Raw genomic sequence first — 17,141 nt, 5'->3', positions numbered from 1 at the left:
TTCTGACCCATGAACCCGTTGGCACTGCTTCGACTGCTCATTGCCGAACATGTGTCGCCGGATTCGGCATCAGCTGGCACGTTGCCGATCGGCGAGCTGCGCTTCGTCATTGAATTCGACAGCCCCGCCGACGGATCCGTAGTCGCGGCTCAAGTGATCGCGCTGCTCGGCAAACAGGGTTTCATCTTAGAACCTTTCAGCGACGGCGCGTTGCCGAACTTTCTGTTGCTGCGCTTTCCGGGTGTCGAGTCTACAATACCTCAACGTGATGCGTTCGCTATCGGCTATGCGCTTGCTGACGCGCTTGCGGCGCGTACTGTCGAGCCGGATTTCTCCACATCGTTCTTCGATGAGCCGCGCCCCGCGTCAGCCACGGCGAATATCGAAGCGGCGCGTGCGATCGGGCCGCTTTGCTGGGTCAACAGCGCGCCGCCGGCTGACCTTCGCTGGGCGCTCGCGTCGGCGCGCGTCCCCGCCGCCTGGAGCAGAAGCCGTGGCAAGGATATCCTCGTCGCTCAGCCTGATAGCGGCGTCACCCGTCATACTGAGCTCAAGGGCATGCTACGGCTCGATCTTGCCCGCGACGTCCTCGACAACGATGCCGATCCTACCGACCCGCTCGATCCGAAGGCGGCAAACCCCGGGCACGGCACGGGCACGGCCAGCGTGGTGGCGAGCCGTGAGAGCGGCCGGTTGGCGGGGGCGGCGCCAGAGGCCGAACTGATCCCGATCCGTTGCCTCACCGATGTGAAGGTGATCAACGCGGCACCGGTCACGGCTGCGATCCTGCACGCTATAAAGGCGAAAGCTCATGTCGTCTCCATGAGCCTCGGTGGCATACCGAGCCGCGCGATGCACAAGGCGATCAAGCACGCGATCGCCGCGGACATGATTGTCGTCGCCGCCGCCGGCAACTGCGTCCGCATGGTGGTGTGGCCCGCCCATTACGACGAGGTCATCGCTGTCGCCGGCACCAATATCGCCGACACGCCGTGGAAAGGCAGCAGCCGCGGTAACGCAGTCGACATAGCGGCGCCCGCCGAACTCGTCTGGCGCGCTCAGCGCTCCCGTGCGTCGGATCCGGTCGATGCGGTGGAGCCGGGCCAAGGCACGTCGTTCGCTACCGCGCTTGTCGCCGGAATCGCCGCTCTGTGGCTTTCCCATCATGGCCGATCGCAGGTAATTGCCGCGGCTCGGTCGCGCAGTGTGTCGGTCCAGGCGCTGTTCCGCTCCGCCGTAAAGGCGACGGCGCGAACGCCGGACAACTGGGACAGCGACGATTTCGGTCCTGGCATCATCGATGCCGGCGCTCTTCTCGATTGCCCGCTCGATGCAATACCGGCGGCCGGAGCGGAAGCGCGTGGGACGGCCGACCGGGTAGGCTTGCTGCTGACCGAAGAGATTGGACCCGGCGTTCGCGATGCGACTTTCCCATCGGAGCGCTTCGAGGCGGAAATCGCCACGATTGCGCTCGCCCAGTCAAGCCTCGGCGCCGCACCGGAGGCGCTCAAGGAATCCACCAAATGGCCGGGAACCCGACCGTCGCCGCAACTCGATGCGGCGGTGAAGGCAAGCTCCGACGATCGGCTGCACAGGTTCGGCACTTCCACCGCGACGGCCATCGTCCGCCCCTCGATGCCCGCGCCGGCGATCCTGCCTACACGCGGGATGATCCCCGCGGATGATCAACGGAAGCTCGATCAGGTCGCTTTGTTGTTGCGTGACAAGCCGGGCGATCTTGAGAGCGATGAAAAGCTGATGAAGGCTGTGGATCAGGCGTTGGCTGCCGATCGAACCGGCGTGACCGTCGCGCACGCGCAACGCGTCGTGGCGGAAGCGCTCGTCAAACTGACCGGCCGTCCGGCGCTGCGCGTGCGAGGCGGCCGCATCGAGCTAGCTGCGGCAGGCGAATGGCATCACAGGCTTTACCTTCTCGCTGCTTCCGAGACGATGGAGACCAATCTTGCTAGGGTTGGACGCATTGACGCCGGCGGCTCGCATGTCGGAACCGGCTTCCTCGTAGGGTCTGGACTGATCCTCACCAACCGGCACGTTCTGCAAATGATCGCGGCCCCGGTGCCCCGCCGACGGTCCCCCGACCGATGGGTGCTGACCGAAGAGGCGACGATCGACTTCGCCGACGAACCGTCGTCAGAGACGCCGGCATCGCGCTTCGTGATTACCGATATTGCCGCCGCCGGCCCCGATCCGATCGAGTTCGAGGGAATCGACCTCGGGCATCTCGACGCCGCTTTCCTGGTAGTGGAGAGCGTGAACGGTTCGGGGACGCGTTTGCCGGAACCGCTCTGCCTGGACCCGAAGTTGACGGCAGCTGACGCCGGGCGTGCAATCCTCGTCGGTGGCTATCCTGCCCCCCCGCCGTCGTTGCCTCTCAATGCAAGCGGCGCGTTCGATGATGCCGTAGTCCGGAGGCTCGCCGAACTTTATCGAGCCGACTATGGTACCAAATATGTCGCACCGGGTGAGATCGCCGCTGCACCGGGCCATCATCCGCTCGACGGTCGCCGCTGGATATTCACCCATGATGCGACGACGCTGGTGGGCAATTCCGGGTCGGCGGTGCTGTCGATGACGGGCGACCAGGCGGCCGTGGGCTTGCATTTCGGCGGCCAATGGATGCGCGAAAATTATGCGCATAGCCTAGCCACACTTTACCACGAGGCCGCCCTTCCCGGCTTTGCCGACCTCAACTGGGTCCGGCGATGAGCCAACCCGACGACGACGCCTTGAAGCGGTTCGCGGCAGCGGTCACTCTGGCGCGCGCGGAGTTCGAGCAAATCTACGACGAATTTGCGCTGGCGCGAGCAGCGCGACCGTTCAAAATCACTGCGCTGCTGTCACCGACAGAGATGCCGTTTCTGAATGCACTGCAAACCGCGCGTGACGGCGGATGGTTCGACGACCTGGCGCTTCGACTAACCGCCGTCGATGCCTTCAAGGCGGCGGCGGACGTCGCGGCGGTACCGAGCGATCTTCGGGTCGAGCTACAAGCGATCGTTCAGCCAGATCTCGGCATGATTCCGATGGGCGATCTGAGCAAGGGCAGCATCTGCGCGGTTAAGCGAGTATGCCGTGTTGAGTTGCTCGATGGTTCCGGGGTGACCGGAACTGGCTTTCTCGTCGGCCCGCAGGCGATCCTTACAGCGCGCCACGTCGTCGAAGGGCTGCTCGATGCCGATGGCGCTCCGCGGCCCGGGACTGACAGAGCGCTTCAGATCGTGTTCGGCGATGTAGGCCGGCTCGCGAGGCCGCGGACTTGCGGTGTCAGCGCCGAGTGGCTGATCGGGAGCAGTGAATGTCACGCTTCTGAAGCGCCTGAGGCACAGTTTTCCGCGTTGGTGGGGGCTCCGCCCGATAGCTTCAAGGATTGTCTTGATTACGCGATACTTCGCCTCGATGCCCCTGTCGGCCAGGCGCGTGGCTATTACGTGCTCGACGCCCGGCGCGAGCCCTTGATTGGCGACGCCGGCTCCAATCTGAGCCTCTTCCAGCATCCTATGGGCGGGGCGATGCATATGGCCGTCGGCAGCGGGTTGGCGTTGTGGCCAGATTCAATACGGACCCGCCTGCGTCATTCGGCCAATTCGCTGCCGGGCACTTCAGGCGGTTTAATCGTCGATCGCAGCTTCGAGCCCGTCGCGATGCATCAGTGCGGCTATATCGACGATGACGGCCTCGCCCGCGTGAATGGTGCTATTCCCACCGCCCGCATCGCGGCGCGCCAGGATAATGTCGCGACGGTGGTTGGCCTTGACCCACTGCGGCGCATCACGTCGAATGCTCATCCGGTGATCGGCCGCCGTGGGTTTCAAAACCAGGTTCTGTCACTGATGACCGGCGAACGCCAGCTTCTGGTAGTCCGGGGACCGGAAGACAGTGGCAAGAGCTTCAGCATCCAGATCCTGCGCACGATGCTCGATGAATCGAGTCATGTCGTGGTCGAGCATGATGCATCGGCAATATCGATCGACGCGCCAACCTTCGCTTTCAATCTGCTGCGCCAGATTCTCGGCGCCGAGGCCGACGCGGATGACCTCCCTGCGCTCGCCAACACCGACACTGCGCTCGCGGCGTGGCTACGCGATCTATTGCTTCCAGCGCTGGTTAGGCGTCTGGGGGCACATGCCGGCGACCGTACCCTATGGCTTGTGATCGACAATCTCGATCGCCATCCTCTGGTGCCGGGAACGTCGACCACGTCACTGCTTGAACGGTTGTTTGCGGAGATCCAGACAATACCCTTCCTGAGGATCGTGCTGATCGGTCAGCATGGTCGACCGCTCGGCGCAGCGTTCAACCGACTCGCCGAGGATAATATTTCTGAGCTGTCGCAGGGCGAATTAGAGGAGTATATCAACCTGCGGTTTGTTGCGAAGGGCGTGAACAAATCTCTCGAAGATGTCGAAGCGCTCGCGGCCTCCTATATGAACATCGCTCGGTCCTTGCCTTTGCCCTTCCTCCCGGCGCTCCTGATGACGGTGTCTTCGGGGTTGCAGCCAATTGACGGAGGCGACCAGTGACCGACAGGTCATTTCCCGCCTTCACTACCGACGCGGCCCGGGATTTGTGGACAGACGTTCGCAAGCGCGCCGCCCTGCTCGGCGCGTTCAACCCAATCGAGCTGGTCGGAAGGCTCGATGAGGATTTCAAGATCGAGGCGCTCAGCGCGCTCGGCAACGAGTGCTCCGAGGTCGTCGATCCGGCGAATACCCGCTGGCAGCTCAAGCCCGACACACGACGCCAGATCCTGAAGGCTCTAGACGGGGAGGGGCAGCTCGCCGACGCTATCGCCAAAGCCGCGCCACCCGACGACTTCGGCAAGGCACTGACCGGAGTGCTCCGTGGTGGCCTCTCGATACCGCATGACGCGACGCTCGGCGTGCTGGGAGCGATCAAGTCGGCATTGCAGTTCGCCGCACCCTTGGTTTCGGTCAGTGAGCAGCAGGGCGAACTTGAGCGTGTTGTGGCGTCGCGAGAGCTCGATGCCGCTATCCAAAGCCTCGTTCCGCTAGGCCTGATCGGTCGGGACGATCTGCTCGGGGAACTCGACCGCTTCGCCGCCGGCGAGGGCCGTGCTTCGATCGTGGTCAGCGGTGCCGGTGGTTCGGGAAAATCGGCGCTGCTCGCCGAGTTCGTGCGCCGCAACCACGCCGCGGCTCGACCACGCCCGATCATTTGGCTTGATTTCGACAGCGCGAGTTTGCTCCAGGTCGAGCCCATCGATCTGATGGGCGAATTGGCGAGGCAGTTGTCAATCGCCCTCCCCCAGCATCGCGATGCCCTCGTGGCGTTTCGTGATGACGTCGATAGGCGCGGCGTCGCAGGTCGCGAGATATCCGAGCAGGCGTTTAGCGGAGCCGCAACCGAACGCTCGGTTCTGTGGGCGCTGTGGAATCGTCACGGCCTGCCGACCTTGCTCCGGGACAGCCAGACGATCATGATCCTCGATACCATAGAGGAGTTGCTCGTCCAGGAAGATGGCCGGGCTGAAGTGTTGTTCGACTGGCTCGACGAATTGAAAGCGTCGGCGCTCATCGGCTCGCGGGTCATCATAAGCGGCCGTGCGGGATCCGAGCTTGAAGCGGTAGCGCAACGTCTTGACGCCGAACCGCTCCTTGTCGGCGAACTCGATAATTCCGCAGGATCAAGACTTTTGCGTATCCTGCTCGGCGAACGTGTAGATGCCGTGGGCGGCGGCAACATCTATTCGCTTGTAAAGCGCTACGGCGGCAACCCGCTGACGTTGACGATACTCGCGCGTTACCTGAAGACGGCGGACGCGACAGCGCCGCGCGAGTTGCTGAGCGAAGCCGGCAGTGCCGATTTCGACAAGCAGTATGCGCAACACGCTTTGTATCGTCGGATCATCAGCAGGCTTCGGACAGACGATCCTGATCTGGTGAAGCTCGCGCATCCCGGTCTTGTCCTGCGTCGCGTCACCCCGGATTTGATCCGCGAGGTTCTCGCCGAGCCGTGCGGGCTCGGTCCGGTGAGCGTCGAGAGGGCGTCGGTCTTGTTCGATGCCCTGCGTGGCCAAATCTGGTTGGTCGAGCGCGGCGATACGCCGCAGTCGCTAGTTCATCGTCGCGACGTCCGTCGGTTGATGTTCCGCGCGATGAACGGTGTGGCGGCCGAGGCGGCTCTCGCCATCCATAGAGCCGCAGCGCTGTATTACGATCGCGGTCAGGATGAAGCGCTCGGAGCGATCGAGCAATCCGTCGAGGCTTTGTATCACCGCGCGTTTTGCAATCCCGCTCAGGCGCTCGAGGATCATGAGCTGATGATCCTCGCGAACCGGATCGGCGCCGACATCAGCGACCTTCCTGAAAGGGAGCAGGCGCGCGCGCGCCTGCTTAAGCAGGGCATCTGGTCTGGTGCGCCATCGCCATCGATCACTCCACAGCAGGAGCGGCAGGCGCAGAGCCTCAGCCATCGGCGCAGCCGCAACGTCGGATCATACAATCCAGCGAGCGACGCGCCCGGCCTGCTGGCCGACGACGCGTTCAACCGCGGCGAGCTCGAGATGGTCTCGGACCTCGGCGCACGCGTGATAGACGAGTTCGTTCACGATCTGAACGACTACCGACGGCGCGACTCCTCCAGTCTGATCCAGTGGCCGCTGTGGCGGGTCGCCGTTGCCACAATGGGGACTGCCCGCGGTACCAAGCTCGGCCACTATCTCAGTGACCGTATCATCTCCCGCTCGCTCAAGGCCGAATGGAGTGCGCCGATCGCCGGCAACCGTAAGCGCAGCCTGACCATGGCCGATGCGGTCCGCGCAATCCTGGCGCTTTTCGAGACGCCGTGGCCCGACCCACTGGCGTATCTGGTGGATCGGAGCCGAGCGCCTGATCCAATCGATCGCTTGGAGGAGCTCAGGGTCAGCCGGCTTAACGGCTGGGACGGCGCAGAACGTCGTCCGGCGCGCGTATCGATATGGCTGCTGCCCTATCTGTCACGCGAATTCGCCACACTGGTGGAAGCGCCTCACCACGCTCATCCCGGCATCTTCATTCACACGGGCGCCGCCAATTGGCTCGACCGCCTGTACGATGCGGCGAAGGCTCGCCGCCCCTCGATCGCCGATGTCGAGCCTTGGTCAGCGAGCGACGCCTATATCGAGCTGGGTGACGACACCGCAACCCGGTCGCACACCGGCCGATTGCGGGTCGGCATGCTCGTCGATATTCATGCGCCGGTTCAGGCCGCCGTCGAGCAGATGAGCCGGAGCGATATTATGGACTGCGCCTGGGAGTTTGAGCGAAGTCTGGGAACCTGGCCGCGCGAGCTGACCGCGTCCGAGCTTCGCAAGAACCTTCCCCGCGACGATAGCCGCTGGATCGGTACGATCGTGGAAACCGCAGATCGCTGCGGAGTCTTGGGTAAGCTTGTGTCGGTCGCGCGCGACAGCGCTCCGGGGCGATTAAGCCGCGACACCCACGATATGTTTAACCGTTTCGCAACCGTCTTGGCCAAATCAGACAGGGGGCACCGATGACGAGCTTCGCACCCGACTACCGCCCACGCCTCGCCGACATGGTGTCGCTGGGAGACGAGCCGCCGGTAGCGCTCGGTGCGCAACTGCTCGAGGCACGCCGCCGTGGGCCGCGCGTCACCGATGCGGCGACGTTGAAAGACCGGACCGGCTATGCCGCGGACTTTCTCGGCGACTTTTATGTCAGCTGGCCGTCCCTGATCGGCTCCGCCGTCGATGATCTGCTCGCGGTGCCCAGCAGTCGGCAAAACCGCCTCGACTATACGCACTTCTCGGTAGCGATGTCGCGCGCGCGGCGCATGGCAGTATTCGTCGGGGTCAACATCGACGGTAATAATTCGATCTCCATTCCGCGCAGCGACGATCGCTGGTCGCTCGACGGCCGGATCGCGCTAGACGCACAGCTCGGCGAAGAGCTTTACACCGATAACGCGCTTGATCGAGGGCATCTTGTCCGGCGAGAGGACCCGAACTGGGGAGAGGATGCGTCGACGGCGAATGAGGATACATTTCATTTCACCAATTGCGCGCCACAGATGGCAGGATTCAACCAGAAAACCTGGTTAAGCCTTGAGACTTATATCCTTGCTAACACTCGGCGGTGGCAGGAGCGCGCGACGGTATTCTCTGGCCCTATATTTAAGGATGACGACCGGGTTTATCGTGGCGCGCGCATCCCAACCGCTTTTTGGAAAGTTGTAGCCTTCCTTTCAGATGAGCACTTGCCATCCGCCACGGCGTACATGATCGATCAACGCGCCGAGCTAGGTGGACTGGAAGCTGCATTCGGCGCGTTCAAAACGTACCAGCGCAGTGTGCAGTCGATTGCTCAGGCGACTTCCATCGATTTCAGCCCGCTCGCCCGGTTCGATGGCTTCTCTAACGAGGAAAACGCGACGGGTACGCGGATCGAGGCGGAGTTGCGCTCGCCAGCCGATGTCCGCGTATGAGGATGGCGTGTGAGTGCCAGTTCAGCGGGTGTCAAAGGCTGGCCTAAATCTTGTCCGAGCTGGTCGGATCGCTTGGAGGTGCCTGATTCCCTAACCTCGCGAACCCGCTTTACCGTCGAGATCGGGCATGATACCCGATTAGGGTTCGGGCATCATGCCCGATCTGGAGGAGTTCGTGCTGCTGATCGGTTCTCGGGACGTTATGAAGGTCACCGGCCTTTCAGCCGATCAGCTTCGTGAATGGACCGTTCGGCGCGCGCTTATTCAGCCCGACGTTCCGGCATCCCGCCAGGGACAACAGGCCCGCTTTGGATGGCAGACTGTGCTCCTGCTCCGCCTTGCGGTTGTCATGCGCGCGCGGATCCACATCGAGCTGCAGGTCCATCGCGATCTTCTTTCGCAAGCGCGCTTGCTGCTGAATGGACGCTCCTTCCCAAGCCTTTGGGGACACCGATTAGCGATCCTCGGACTTGATCGATGCCGACTGTTGGGCCCGGCGGACATGATGACGACCGATGAAGACGTCATACTGCTAGGCCTCAACACCCACCTTGAAGCCCTGTCACAGGGATTTGGCGTCTCGGAGCCGATCGCTCAGTTGCCGCTTTTCCCAGCGGTCGGTCTGCGCCGCAACGACGCGCCAGCGGCGGCCAAGGACAAGACGATCCGTCGCTCGGCTGAAAGCGGTGCTGCATGACGGCGCTCGCCCGAATTGAGGCCGGCTTGCGAACCATCGGTTATCAAGCCGAGTCACTCATTCTCGACTATAGCTTCGCCGATGTCCTTTCGGACGCCGGCGAGGAACAATCTGTCGCGCTTGCTGCCTTTACCCAGGCACCTGAATCCTATCGGTCAGCCGCTTTCGGGGTGATTACCGGCTCGTATGACGCCGACGCCTTGGGGCGACACCGCGCGCTCGGCGCCCCTATTCTGCTTTCTATCGGTCGTGATGAAGTAGGGGTATGGCGGGTCGGTGCGGAGGGCAAGCCGCGTCTGACAGAGCGTGTACCCCTTGATCAGATCGACGCCCTGTTCGCGCGCAACGCGAGTGCCTGGAACCCACGAGCCGTCCACCGTGCGAAGTCGCTCGGTCAAAATCATGCCGCCTATCAGCTCGACTTCGTTGACCTGGGGCTAATGCCTGCGATCGAGCACCAGATCGAGGTCAAACTTGATCGGTTGCTCAGCGACGTGATCGCGAAATTGCTGACCGGCATCGACGATCCCTATCGCGAGGAGGCGGTTTTCCGTACGGCCTTCCGACTTCTGGCAGCCAAGATCCTTATCGATCGACGCCACCCGGATGCGGCATTCTGGTCCGATGCTCCGGTAAGCAAGGTGCTAGCAGGCATCGAGGCGTATTATCATCTCGATCACCTTCCTCGTCCCGCGGCCGAGGCGGTACCGGGCGCCTCCGTCGCGACCGCATGGGGGATGCTCCGCGATGCGATCAACTTCCGCAACATTTCGTCTGACAGCCTCGCCTACGTTTACGAGAACACCCTCGTCACTGCCGACACGCGAAAACGATTCGGCACGCATAGCACGCCGCGCCAGGTCGCCGAATATGTCATGGGACGGATTGACCTCGGTCGCTTCGCTCCGGAGGACATCACGATCTACGAGCCGTTCGCCGGCGCCGGCATGTTTCTTGTCGCGGCGCTACGCCATCTCCGAGATTTACTGCCAGAAACATTAACCCGCCAAGAGCGACACGACTTTCTTGTCGAGCGCATCAGCGGGGCGGAGCTCGACAGCTTCGCGTGCGAAGTCGCGACATTGTCGCTGATCCTAGCTGATTATCCCAATGCCAACGGCTGGAAAATTACTCCCACCGACCTGTTCGAAAAGGACGTGCTTTCCTTATAGGCGGCGGGCAAGCGGATCATCCTTCGCAATCCGCCTTGGGAAGATTTCGATCGCAGCGACCGAGAACGCTATCCCGATATTACCACGAAGTCCGTCTCCAAGCCGATGGCTGTCCTGTTCGAGCTGATCGCGGCAGAGCCTGAGGCGATGGGCATCGTTCTGCCGCATGGCTTCCTTCGACAGAAGCAATATGCAGAGCTTCGTCAACTCCTCGCCGACAAATACGAGCATATCGAACTGACGGCGCTACCGCAGCGTGTCTTCCGCCACGCCAGCTTCGAGACCGCGGTGATGATTGCGACCAGCAAGCGGGACTCGTCGAGGCACATGGCATTGCCGACGCGGTTGAACGCCACCGACGTCGCCGCTCGGGACCGCACCGACTTCCTGTCGACTGGCAAAGTCACCGCTGAGCGTTGGCGTACGAAGGTCGTGAAGTGCGGCGACCTTTGGATCGGAGCCCTCGACGAAGTCTGGGAGTATCTCGCCGGCTATCCGGTTTTGGGCAGCGGCGCGGAGGTGCATCGCGGCCTCCAATGGCCACATCAGTCCGCAGGGTGGAGCGTCACGCCACGCTCCGGCTTCACGCGCGGTGTGTTGAAACCGGCGGACTCGCTGATCCAGTTCGGCATAACGGCGACGGGATATGTCGATGTTCGCGAGGACTCAGCATATCGCCAAGGTCCGCTCTCGCGTGCGTGGGGAAGCCCAAAGTTCTCGCCAACGTGTCCCCGAGATCTCGCGGGCCCTGGCGGTTGGACGGAGCCTCGGACCTAAGCGGCCTGGTACCGTCACAGGCCTTCTTCGGGATTTGGCCGAAATCGACGGACCTGCCGCTCGAGGTGATCGAGGCAGTGGTCAACAGCCCGCTCGCTAGCGCCTTCATCCTCGAGCACGCCACCGATCGACATCTCACGAATGTAATCATGAAGCAGCTTCCACTGCCGAAGCGAACGGGGCTTACCGACGTCGTGGCCGCAGTTCGGCGCTATCATGTTGCGTTGGAAGCGGCTGCGGCGAGCGCACTAATGACTCCGGCCGCAGACGAGATGCTCGAGGCACTGCTGATTGATATCGATGCCCAGCTCCTCAAAGCATATGATCTTCCACCACGACTCGAGCGACGCTTGCTCGAAACATTTCGTGGTCACGAAGCAGAGCGGCACGTTGCTCACACCTTCAGGGGCTGGTTCCCGGAAGACTTCACCGCCTTCCTGCCTCTCCACGAATTCATCGGACCATTAATTCGCGAGAACAGGGATACCTGGCCGCTAGACGTCTTCACGCCTGCTCCCCCTAACGAAGCTGAACGGCTCCGACGGTATGTTCGATAGCGAATGGACACCTACCTTCTCGACACGAACTTGGTGTTCGTCCTGTACGATACCAAACGCTCTAACCACGACGCTGTCCGGCAGGCGGTTGCCGCCCTACCCGCTCGAGCCGCGAAGCTCGTGTCGGTCGTGACAATCGGCGAACTGTGTTTTGGTCTCGCACTCGAGCGGGAAGCGGGGAGGGTTCTCAGTCACATCGAAGCGTGCATCGCCAAGACCGAGATGCATCCTCTGGCAGAGATCAATCGACACACCTCAGCAGCATTCGCTACGGTGAAGTCGAGCGTCGCGCTGGCACGGATCGACATCAATCGCCGACTTCCCCGCTGGGTCGAGGGCTGGTCTGATCGGGTCACCGGCCAACTGCTGCAGATCGACGAGAACGACCTCTGGATCGCCGCACAAGCATATGAGCGAAACTATGTAATTCTCACTGCGGATAGAGATTTCACGCAGGTCATCGCTCCAGCCGTACAGGGCTTGCGCGTGCAGCTTGTCTGACGGTTATACTGCGTGGAGCAAGCGTCCCGCGTCACTTCGCCTGCACAGCAAATGCCCTCACCCAGAGTGGCTTTATGCTTCTACCATCATTTTTGACTACCGCAACTGCTGCTTCCGAAAAGTGCCGATCACGCCGCCTCATCCCGAAATGCTTTAAATGCCTCGATAATCCGCCGCGCTTCGGCAGAAGGCTGTTTGAAAAAGTTCGAGACGTGTCCAATCTGGCTCACCACTTAAGTGGTTAAACTGGTTGGGCTTTCGCGGTCGCCGTGGGAGTTTCGTGGGAGATACGCGAGGTTCGCCGCCCTGAGGAGCCCCGCCCGATGGCCGCACCCACAGCAAGAAAACAATGGTGACGGTCGATAATCCTCTCGATGCGGTCGGTCACTGCTCCCGACAGCTGCCGGATCGCGATCGAACCGGAGATGAAGACGGACTGCTTACGGGCGTCGGTTGTTTTGGTCCGGGTAGTCATGGCTCTGAACTCCGCTGTCATGCGCCCTTCGCAATCCTCCTCTCCTCTAGTGGCGAAGGGCCGCGCCCGCCCGGGTAGAACACTCACCAACGTCACCCCGCAGGGATGGCCCTGCGACGAGCACGGCGGAGCCGCGCGCAGGAGGCCGACGAAATTGCCGTCGCACCGACCGCGCGACGGAGCCGGGCCGCCAGGTCCGGTCTCCCGAGCGCGGGCGGTTCGCCCCGGTCGACAAAAAGAGGGACGGTCGAGCCTTCGCCCGACCGCCCCAACAAATGCGCGTCATGCCGCCGCGGGCTGGTCCGAACGTCGCAGGAACCGCGCCGGTACGCCCTTTGCCCGGACCTCGCGCGGCAGATGCGATTGCAGCACCGAGCCTTCGCAGACCAGTGCCTCGGCCGGCCGCAGCCTGAGCATCTGCTCGTTGCGTGAGAACCCCGCCCGCTTGCCCATCCGCCGGTCGAGCGTCATCGCCACCAACGTCACGCCCCGGCTCGCTGCCCACGCCGCCGCGATGGCGTCGCAGCCCCGGTCCTGCGCAGTCGTGACCAGCACCATGGCCGGCACCCGCGCCCGCGTCTCGTCGAGCCGTGTCCAGATCAGCTCGTGATCGTGCCACTCCTGTCCGCCCGAGAAGATCACCACCGGTCCCTGCGGTGCATGCGCATCGATCCGCCGCTGACGCCGGGCCGCGAGGAAGCTGGTCGCGTCCACCACTGATGCGGTGCGTTTGCCGGACACGAGCGTCGCGCGCGGTGCCGACCATGGCCGTCCGGTCGACCTTTCACCATTCATGTCGCTCTCAGGCTCATTCCCGGCGACACAAACTCAGATCCTCCTCTCCTCTCCTCTGATCCCGCACGCCCCCCCCCCGCGCCGACGCTTGAGGTGCCCGCTGCCCTCCCCTCTTTCCGACCAGCCCCACCCGCCACCGTCAGCCCCGCCGGCTCCCGCGCGATCCAACCGTCCGCGCTGCATGCCGGTGGTCTGAAGGCCGAATGGAGGGGGTGAATTGCATGCGCCCGCCAAGCTTGCGCGCCGGGCTCGACGTTTCCATCTCGTGCCCAAGGGAGAGGCAATGATGCCGTCGCTGTTCGAAAATGCCGTGTCTTCGATCCGTAAGGGGGTCGGGGATCTGCGTCAGCAGGACGCGGACCGGGATGTGTCAGCGGCGCGCAATCTCTACGCTGGCGTGTTGCTGCTGGCGAAGGAGGCGCTGATCCGCAAGGCACCGAACGCCGCCCCGGCGCTGGTGATCGGGGCGAAGCTGAAGGCGGTGCTCGACGGTGCCGGCGGCATCGCAATGGCGCAGATCGGACACACGACGATCGACTTCCAGCAGATCGGTCAGCGCGCGGCAGATTTCGGCGTCCAGATCGATCACAAGGCGCTCAGTGCGCTCAACCGTATCCGCAACGACATGGAGCATGACTATACCAGTGAGCCGGCGACCGCGATCCGCGCGGCGATCGCCAAGGGGTTTCCGGTCGTTGCCTCCCTGTTCCGTCAACTCGACGAGGATCCGCTGGATCGTCTCGGCGACGCATGGACGACGATGCTGGAGACCAAGGAGCTGTACGATCAGGAGGTGGAGGCTGCCTGTGCCACCTATGCATCGATCGACTGGTATTCGCCGTCGCTTTCCGGTGCGACACTGAAGTGCAGCGAGTGCGGGAACGAACTGGTCGCGCAGGTCTATCCTGAAAACGACAAGCAGGCTGAGGCGGAGGTGCGATGCCGCAGTTGCGGCGCCGAACTCGACCTGACCGAGCTGGTCGAACGGGCCATCGACGATCTCTATGGCGCCGAAGTCTATATCCGGGCGAAGGAAACCGGCGAGGATGGTCCGGTGCATGACTGTCCCTCATGCGACCGCTCGACGCTGGTCGAGGGCGAGGAACGGTGCGCCGCCTGCGGCGAAAATGTCGATTAGGACGATGAGTGCATACGCTGCGGCAACGGGATCAGCCTGAGCGATTACCTCGCGGGTGCCGACGAAGGCCTGTGTTCCTACTGTGCCCATGTCAGCGAGAAGGTGATGCGGGACGATTAGCGCCGCTTCGTTCCGCTGCGACCATCGACTGGTCTGTTTCGACCGCGGTGATGGAGGCGACACCGATGATGTCGAAGCCGTCCCGCTAACCACGAACCCGCATCCGCCGGCCGGTAAGCCCGCGTGCGCTCCACCGGACACGGAAGCCGGTATCAGGGCGCCAGCAGCCACCGCCGTCAGGCCGTAGAATCCAGCGGCCCTCCTGTTCAATGAGCCATCCGATCTCGTTTATCGGCGTTCCGAGCGGCATCAGACGGTCCGGCAGATCGTCAGCTGGAGGCAGTGTCGCCGCGTAGAAGAAGGTCGTCGAACACGATGCCGGTTCGCTCCCCGATCTCGGTCAGCGGCACCTGATACCGTGCATATTCACCGGGTGCGAATTCAACACCAAAGCGGTCGACCACATCCTTCTGCGACAGGAGAAAGCCATAGGTGCGCAGAACGCGGCCGTTCCCCGCCTCTTCGACTGCCACCGCCACGACCTTCCAGAAGGTAAGCGGATATTGCACCGGCCCCGTGCCGAAATCCTCCGACGGATCATCGGTGGCGAGCACCGGGCCGGCGAGGATGCAGGCGCGCGCATCGTTCGATTGCAGGTTGCGCTGGATGTGGTTCTCGAAACCGCCCCAAAGTCCCGCAGCGCCGGGCCACTGCCGGCCAGGCTGCGCGCGATTGAAGGCGGCATGTTGCGGCGTGCAGTTGGTCCAGTGAAAGGTGTCCGAATTCGCGAACTCGGTTTCGGTCGGCGTCGCGCCCCAGGCATTGTCCTCGCGGCGGACGATATGGCCGCGGTCGATCTGACCGGCGGGACCATAGACGTCGGCATCGGCGAGCTGGAATTTGGCCGGGATGCGCGGATCGCCGATCCAGCGATCGGTGCCGAAGAAGGCGCGGCCCGACACCGTTCGCTTGCCCGGATCATAGTCGACATTGGCGGCGGACCACATCTGCATCCGGCGCGCCGCGTTCATCGCGAGGCTGAAATGGTGATAGGGCAGGACGACGATCTGCCCATCCTCGCGGTACATCTCGCCCTCGCGCTCAGTCGCGATGCGCGGCAACGGCACGGTGATGCCTCCCTCGAGAAAGTCGGGGTCATAGCCCTCGCGGTGGTCGTAATCGGGGTCGAAGCGCAGTGATTTTTCGGGTGCGGCAGCTGTGACGGCAGATGCCGCGAGGTTCACGAGCAAGGAGGGAGCCGCACCGCCGCCGACATGGATGGCCACCGGTCCGGTAAAGGTCATCGTCACGCCATTCATGGTCGTTCCCGCCGTTGCTGGTGATGGACGCCGCCCCATGCCCGGCATCGCCTCGGCCTCGCCACGTGCGGCCAGCGTGGCGACATCGTCCGCCGGATCGATCGTCCCAGCCAGCAATTCGGCGAGCAGCCGCTGCGCCGTCGGCGTGGCGGCACGAACCGCGCCCAGTGCCTTGACGACGGCGCTGATCCGCACGCCCTCGTTGGCGATCCAGTCGATGCCGTCATCGGGCTGCCCCGGCGTCCAGACCGATCCGTCGCGGTTGAGGACATCGTCACCATGCATCCGCGGGATCGATGCGTGATGCAGCGCGCACACCTCCCACGCGTCGCTGAAGCAGGGCGAGCCGGACGACCCTTCCGCGGTGTCGGTTTCGTAGCGCAGGAAGCCGTCGTCGCGCAGTTCGAGCAGCCGGCAATTCTCGGTCGCATAGCGCTTCGCGCCGCCATCGGGATATTCGATGATCCGCAAGGCCATTCCGGGCAGGATTTTGGCCACGGATCCGTTGATCGCGAGGAAGTCGAGTGGAGCGAGCAGCTCGCCGGTCGTAGCCGCAGGTTTGACCGCGACGATGGCGAAGTCGAGCGTTTCGTCAGCGTGGAACAGGGCGTCGGGATCGAGCGCGAAGGTCACGCCGCGCGCCACGCCATTCTCACCCTGATCATGGAGGAAGTTCGCCCCTGCCCCGCGCACCGACGTGGCATCGGGAAAGACATGCCAGTTGGTGAGCAGCACATTCGGCGACACGAGGAAGCCGGTGGCGAAAGCGGCCGGATCGACTTTCGGATCGATGTTGGCGACGATCCGCGCGACCGGACGTCCGGCAGCGCGCGCGGCCTCGGACGGCGCGGTCGCGAACCAACCGAGGGTCGGGCCGATCTTGCGCTCGATGAAGACGGGAAGGCGCCCGGCGAGTTTCAGCTCCCCTGCCCTCTCGAGGTTCGCGCGGCGCGTTTCGAAGCGCGCCTGCTGCGATGGGGTGACCGGCGCCGTTGCCGGCGGCTGATCGCGCCAACGTCGCGCGGCGGCGATCATCACCGCGCGGCGTCGGTCATCGAACAATGCGGTGGAAGCCATCGTCGCATCTCCCCCTCGATGGGGGCGATACTACACCGCTTGCGTGACAAAAGATCGCGGTTCTTTGACCGGGGACCGACGAACGATCGTCGATGCGTCCGGTATGG

Annotated in this window: 11 protein-coding genes and 1 pseudogene; 10 read left to right on the top strand and 2 right to left on the bottom strand. The window is 63.3% G+C overall.

Annotated elements, in window-relative coordinates; all coding sequences use genetic code 11:
• Positions 1–9: 9 nt before the first annotated feature.
• The 9 genes from PGN16_RS02090 (at position 10) to PGN16_RS02050 (ending at position 12,170) form a co-directional block, all read left to right on the top strand.
• A complete protein-coding gene (locus PGN16_RS02090; RefSeq protein ID WP_335307753.1) occupies positions 10–2,727 on the top strand; it encodes a S8 family serine peptidase in 2,718 nt (905 codons plus the stop codon).
• Positions 2,724–4,541 carry a serine protease gene (locus tag PGN16_RS02085; protein WP_335307752.1) on the top strand — a complete coding sequence of 606 codons (1,818 nt, stop codon included), beginning with the start codon at positions 2,724–2,726 and terminating at the stop codon, positions 4,539–4,541. The genes PGN16_RS02090 and PGN16_RS02085 overlap by 4 nt, the downstream gene beginning before the upstream one ends.
• Entirely contained in the window at positions 4,538–7,519 is a 2,982-nt protein-coding gene (locus PGN16_RS02080) for a hypothetical protein (protein ID WP_335307751.1), read from the top strand. The genes PGN16_RS02085 and PGN16_RS02080 overlap by 4 nt, the downstream gene beginning before the upstream one ends.
• Complete coding sequence (locus PGN16_RS02075) at positions 7,516–8,466, top strand: DNA/RNA non-specific endonuclease (protein WP_335307750.1); 951 nt, start codon at positions 7,516–7,518, stop codon at positions 8,464–8,466. The genes PGN16_RS02080 and PGN16_RS02075 overlap by 4 nt, the downstream gene beginning before the upstream one ends.
• A gap of 154 nt (positions 8,467–8,620) precedes the next feature.
• Positions 8,621–9,163: a hypothetical protein gene (locus tag PGN16_RS02070; protein WP_335307749.1), complete on the top strand. Its 543-nt coding sequence runs from the start codon at positions 8,621–8,623 to the stop codon at positions 9,161–9,163.
• Positions 9,160–10,335, top strand: a complete 1,176-nt coding sequence (locus tag PGN16_RS02065; protein WP_335307748.1) for a DNA methyltransferase — start codon at positions 9,160–9,162, stop codon at positions 10,333–10,335. The genes PGN16_RS02070 and PGN16_RS02065 overlap by 4 nt, the downstream gene beginning before the upstream one ends.
• A 105-nt stretch (positions 10,336–10,440) precedes the next feature.
• Positions 10,441–11,112, top strand: a complete 672-nt coding sequence (locus PGN16_RS02060; RefSeq protein WP_335307747.1) for a hypothetical protein — start codon at positions 10,441–10,443, stop codon at positions 11,110–11,112.
• A gap of 65 nt (positions 11,113–11,177) precedes the next feature.
• Positions 11,178–11,669 carry a hypothetical protein gene (locus PGN16_RS02055; RefSeq protein ID WP_335307746.1) on the top strand — a complete coding sequence of 164 codons (492 nt, stop codon included), beginning with the start codon at positions 11,178–11,180 and terminating at the stop codon, positions 11,667–11,669.
• Between the two features lie 3 nt (positions 11,670–11,672).
• Positions 11,673–12,170 carry a PIN domain-containing protein gene (locus tag PGN16_RS02050; protein WP_335307744.1) on the top strand — a complete coding sequence of 166 codons (498 nt, stop codon included), beginning with the start codon at positions 11,673–11,675 and terminating at the stop codon, positions 12,168–12,170.
• Between the two features lie 757 nt (positions 12,171–12,927).
• On the opposite strand, the pseudogene PGN16_RS02045 reads toward PGN16_RS02050, so the two are convergent.
• A pseudogene (locus PGN16_RS02045) lies at positions 12,928–13,422 on the bottom strand (DUF2493 domain-containing protein); the annotation flags it as partial.
• A gap of 304 nt (positions 13,423–13,726) precedes the next feature.
• On the opposite strand from PGN16_RS02045, the gene PGN16_RS02040 reads away from it, so the two are divergent.
• A complete protein-coding gene (locus tag PGN16_RS02040) occupies positions 13,727–14,578 on the top strand; it encodes a hypothetical protein (RefSeq protein WP_335307743.1) in 852 nt (283 codons plus the stop codon).
• Between the two features lie 389 nt (positions 14,579–14,967).
• Here PGN16_RS02040 and PGN16_RS02035 read toward each other — a convergent pair whose 3' ends face one another.
• Positions 14,968–17,034 carry a DNA/RNA non-specific endonuclease gene (locus PGN16_RS02035; RefSeq protein WP_335307742.1) on the bottom strand — a complete coding sequence of 689 codons (2,067 nt, stop codon included), beginning with the start codon at positions 17,032–17,034 and terminating at the stop codon, positions 14,968–14,970.
• Between the last annotated feature and the right edge of the window lie 107 nt (positions 17,035–17,141).

The sequence above is a fragment of the Sphingomonas phyllosphaerae genome (assembly GCF_036946485.1).
GTDB classification, from domain to species: Bacteria; Pseudomonadota; Alphaproteobacteria; order Sphingomonadales; family Sphingomonadaceae; genus Sphingomonas; species Sphingomonas phyllosphaerae_E.
The sequence above is the reverse complement of the archived record's forward strand: the minus strand, read 5'-3'. Positions and strand labels throughout refer to the sequence as shown.

Bases quoted from the DNA above. Each gene is read 5' to 3' on its own strand.
- PGN16_RS02090 (WP_335307753.1), top strand. From the start codon at position 10: ATGAACCCGTTGGCACTGCTTCGACTGCTCATTGCCGAACATGTGTCG.
- PGN16_RS02085 (WP_335307752.1), top strand. From the start codon at position 2,724: ATGAGCCAACCCGACGACGACGCCTTGAAGCGGTTCGCGGCAGCGGTC.
- PGN16_RS02075 (WP_335307750.1), top strand. From the start codon at position 7,516: ATGACGAGCTTCGCACCCGACTACCGCCCACGCCTCGCCGACATGGTG.
- PGN16_RS02070 (WP_335307749.1), top strand. From the start codon at position 8,621: ATGCCCGATCTGGAGGAGTTCGTGCTGCTGATCGGTTCTCGGGACGTT.
- PGN16_RS02065 (WP_335307748.1), top strand. From the start codon at position 9,160: ATGACGGCGCTCGCCCGAATTGAGGCCGGCTTGCGAACCATCGGTTAT.
- PGN16_RS02060 (WP_335307747.1), top strand. From the start codon at position 10,441: ATGGCTGTCCTGTTCGAGCTGATCGCGGCAGAGCCTGAGGCGATGGGC.
- PGN16_RS02050 (WP_335307744.1), top strand. From the start codon at position 11,673: ATGGACACCTACCTTCTCGACACGAACTTGGTGTTCGTCCTGTACGAT.
- PGN16_RS02040 (WP_335307743.1), top strand. From the start codon at position 13,727: ATGCCGTCGCTGTTCGAAAATGCCGTGTCTTCGATCCGTAAGGGGGTC.
- PGN16_RS02035 (WP_335307742.1), bottom strand. From the start codon at position 17,034: ATGGCTTCCACCGCATTGTTCGATGACCGACGCCGCGCGGTGATGATC.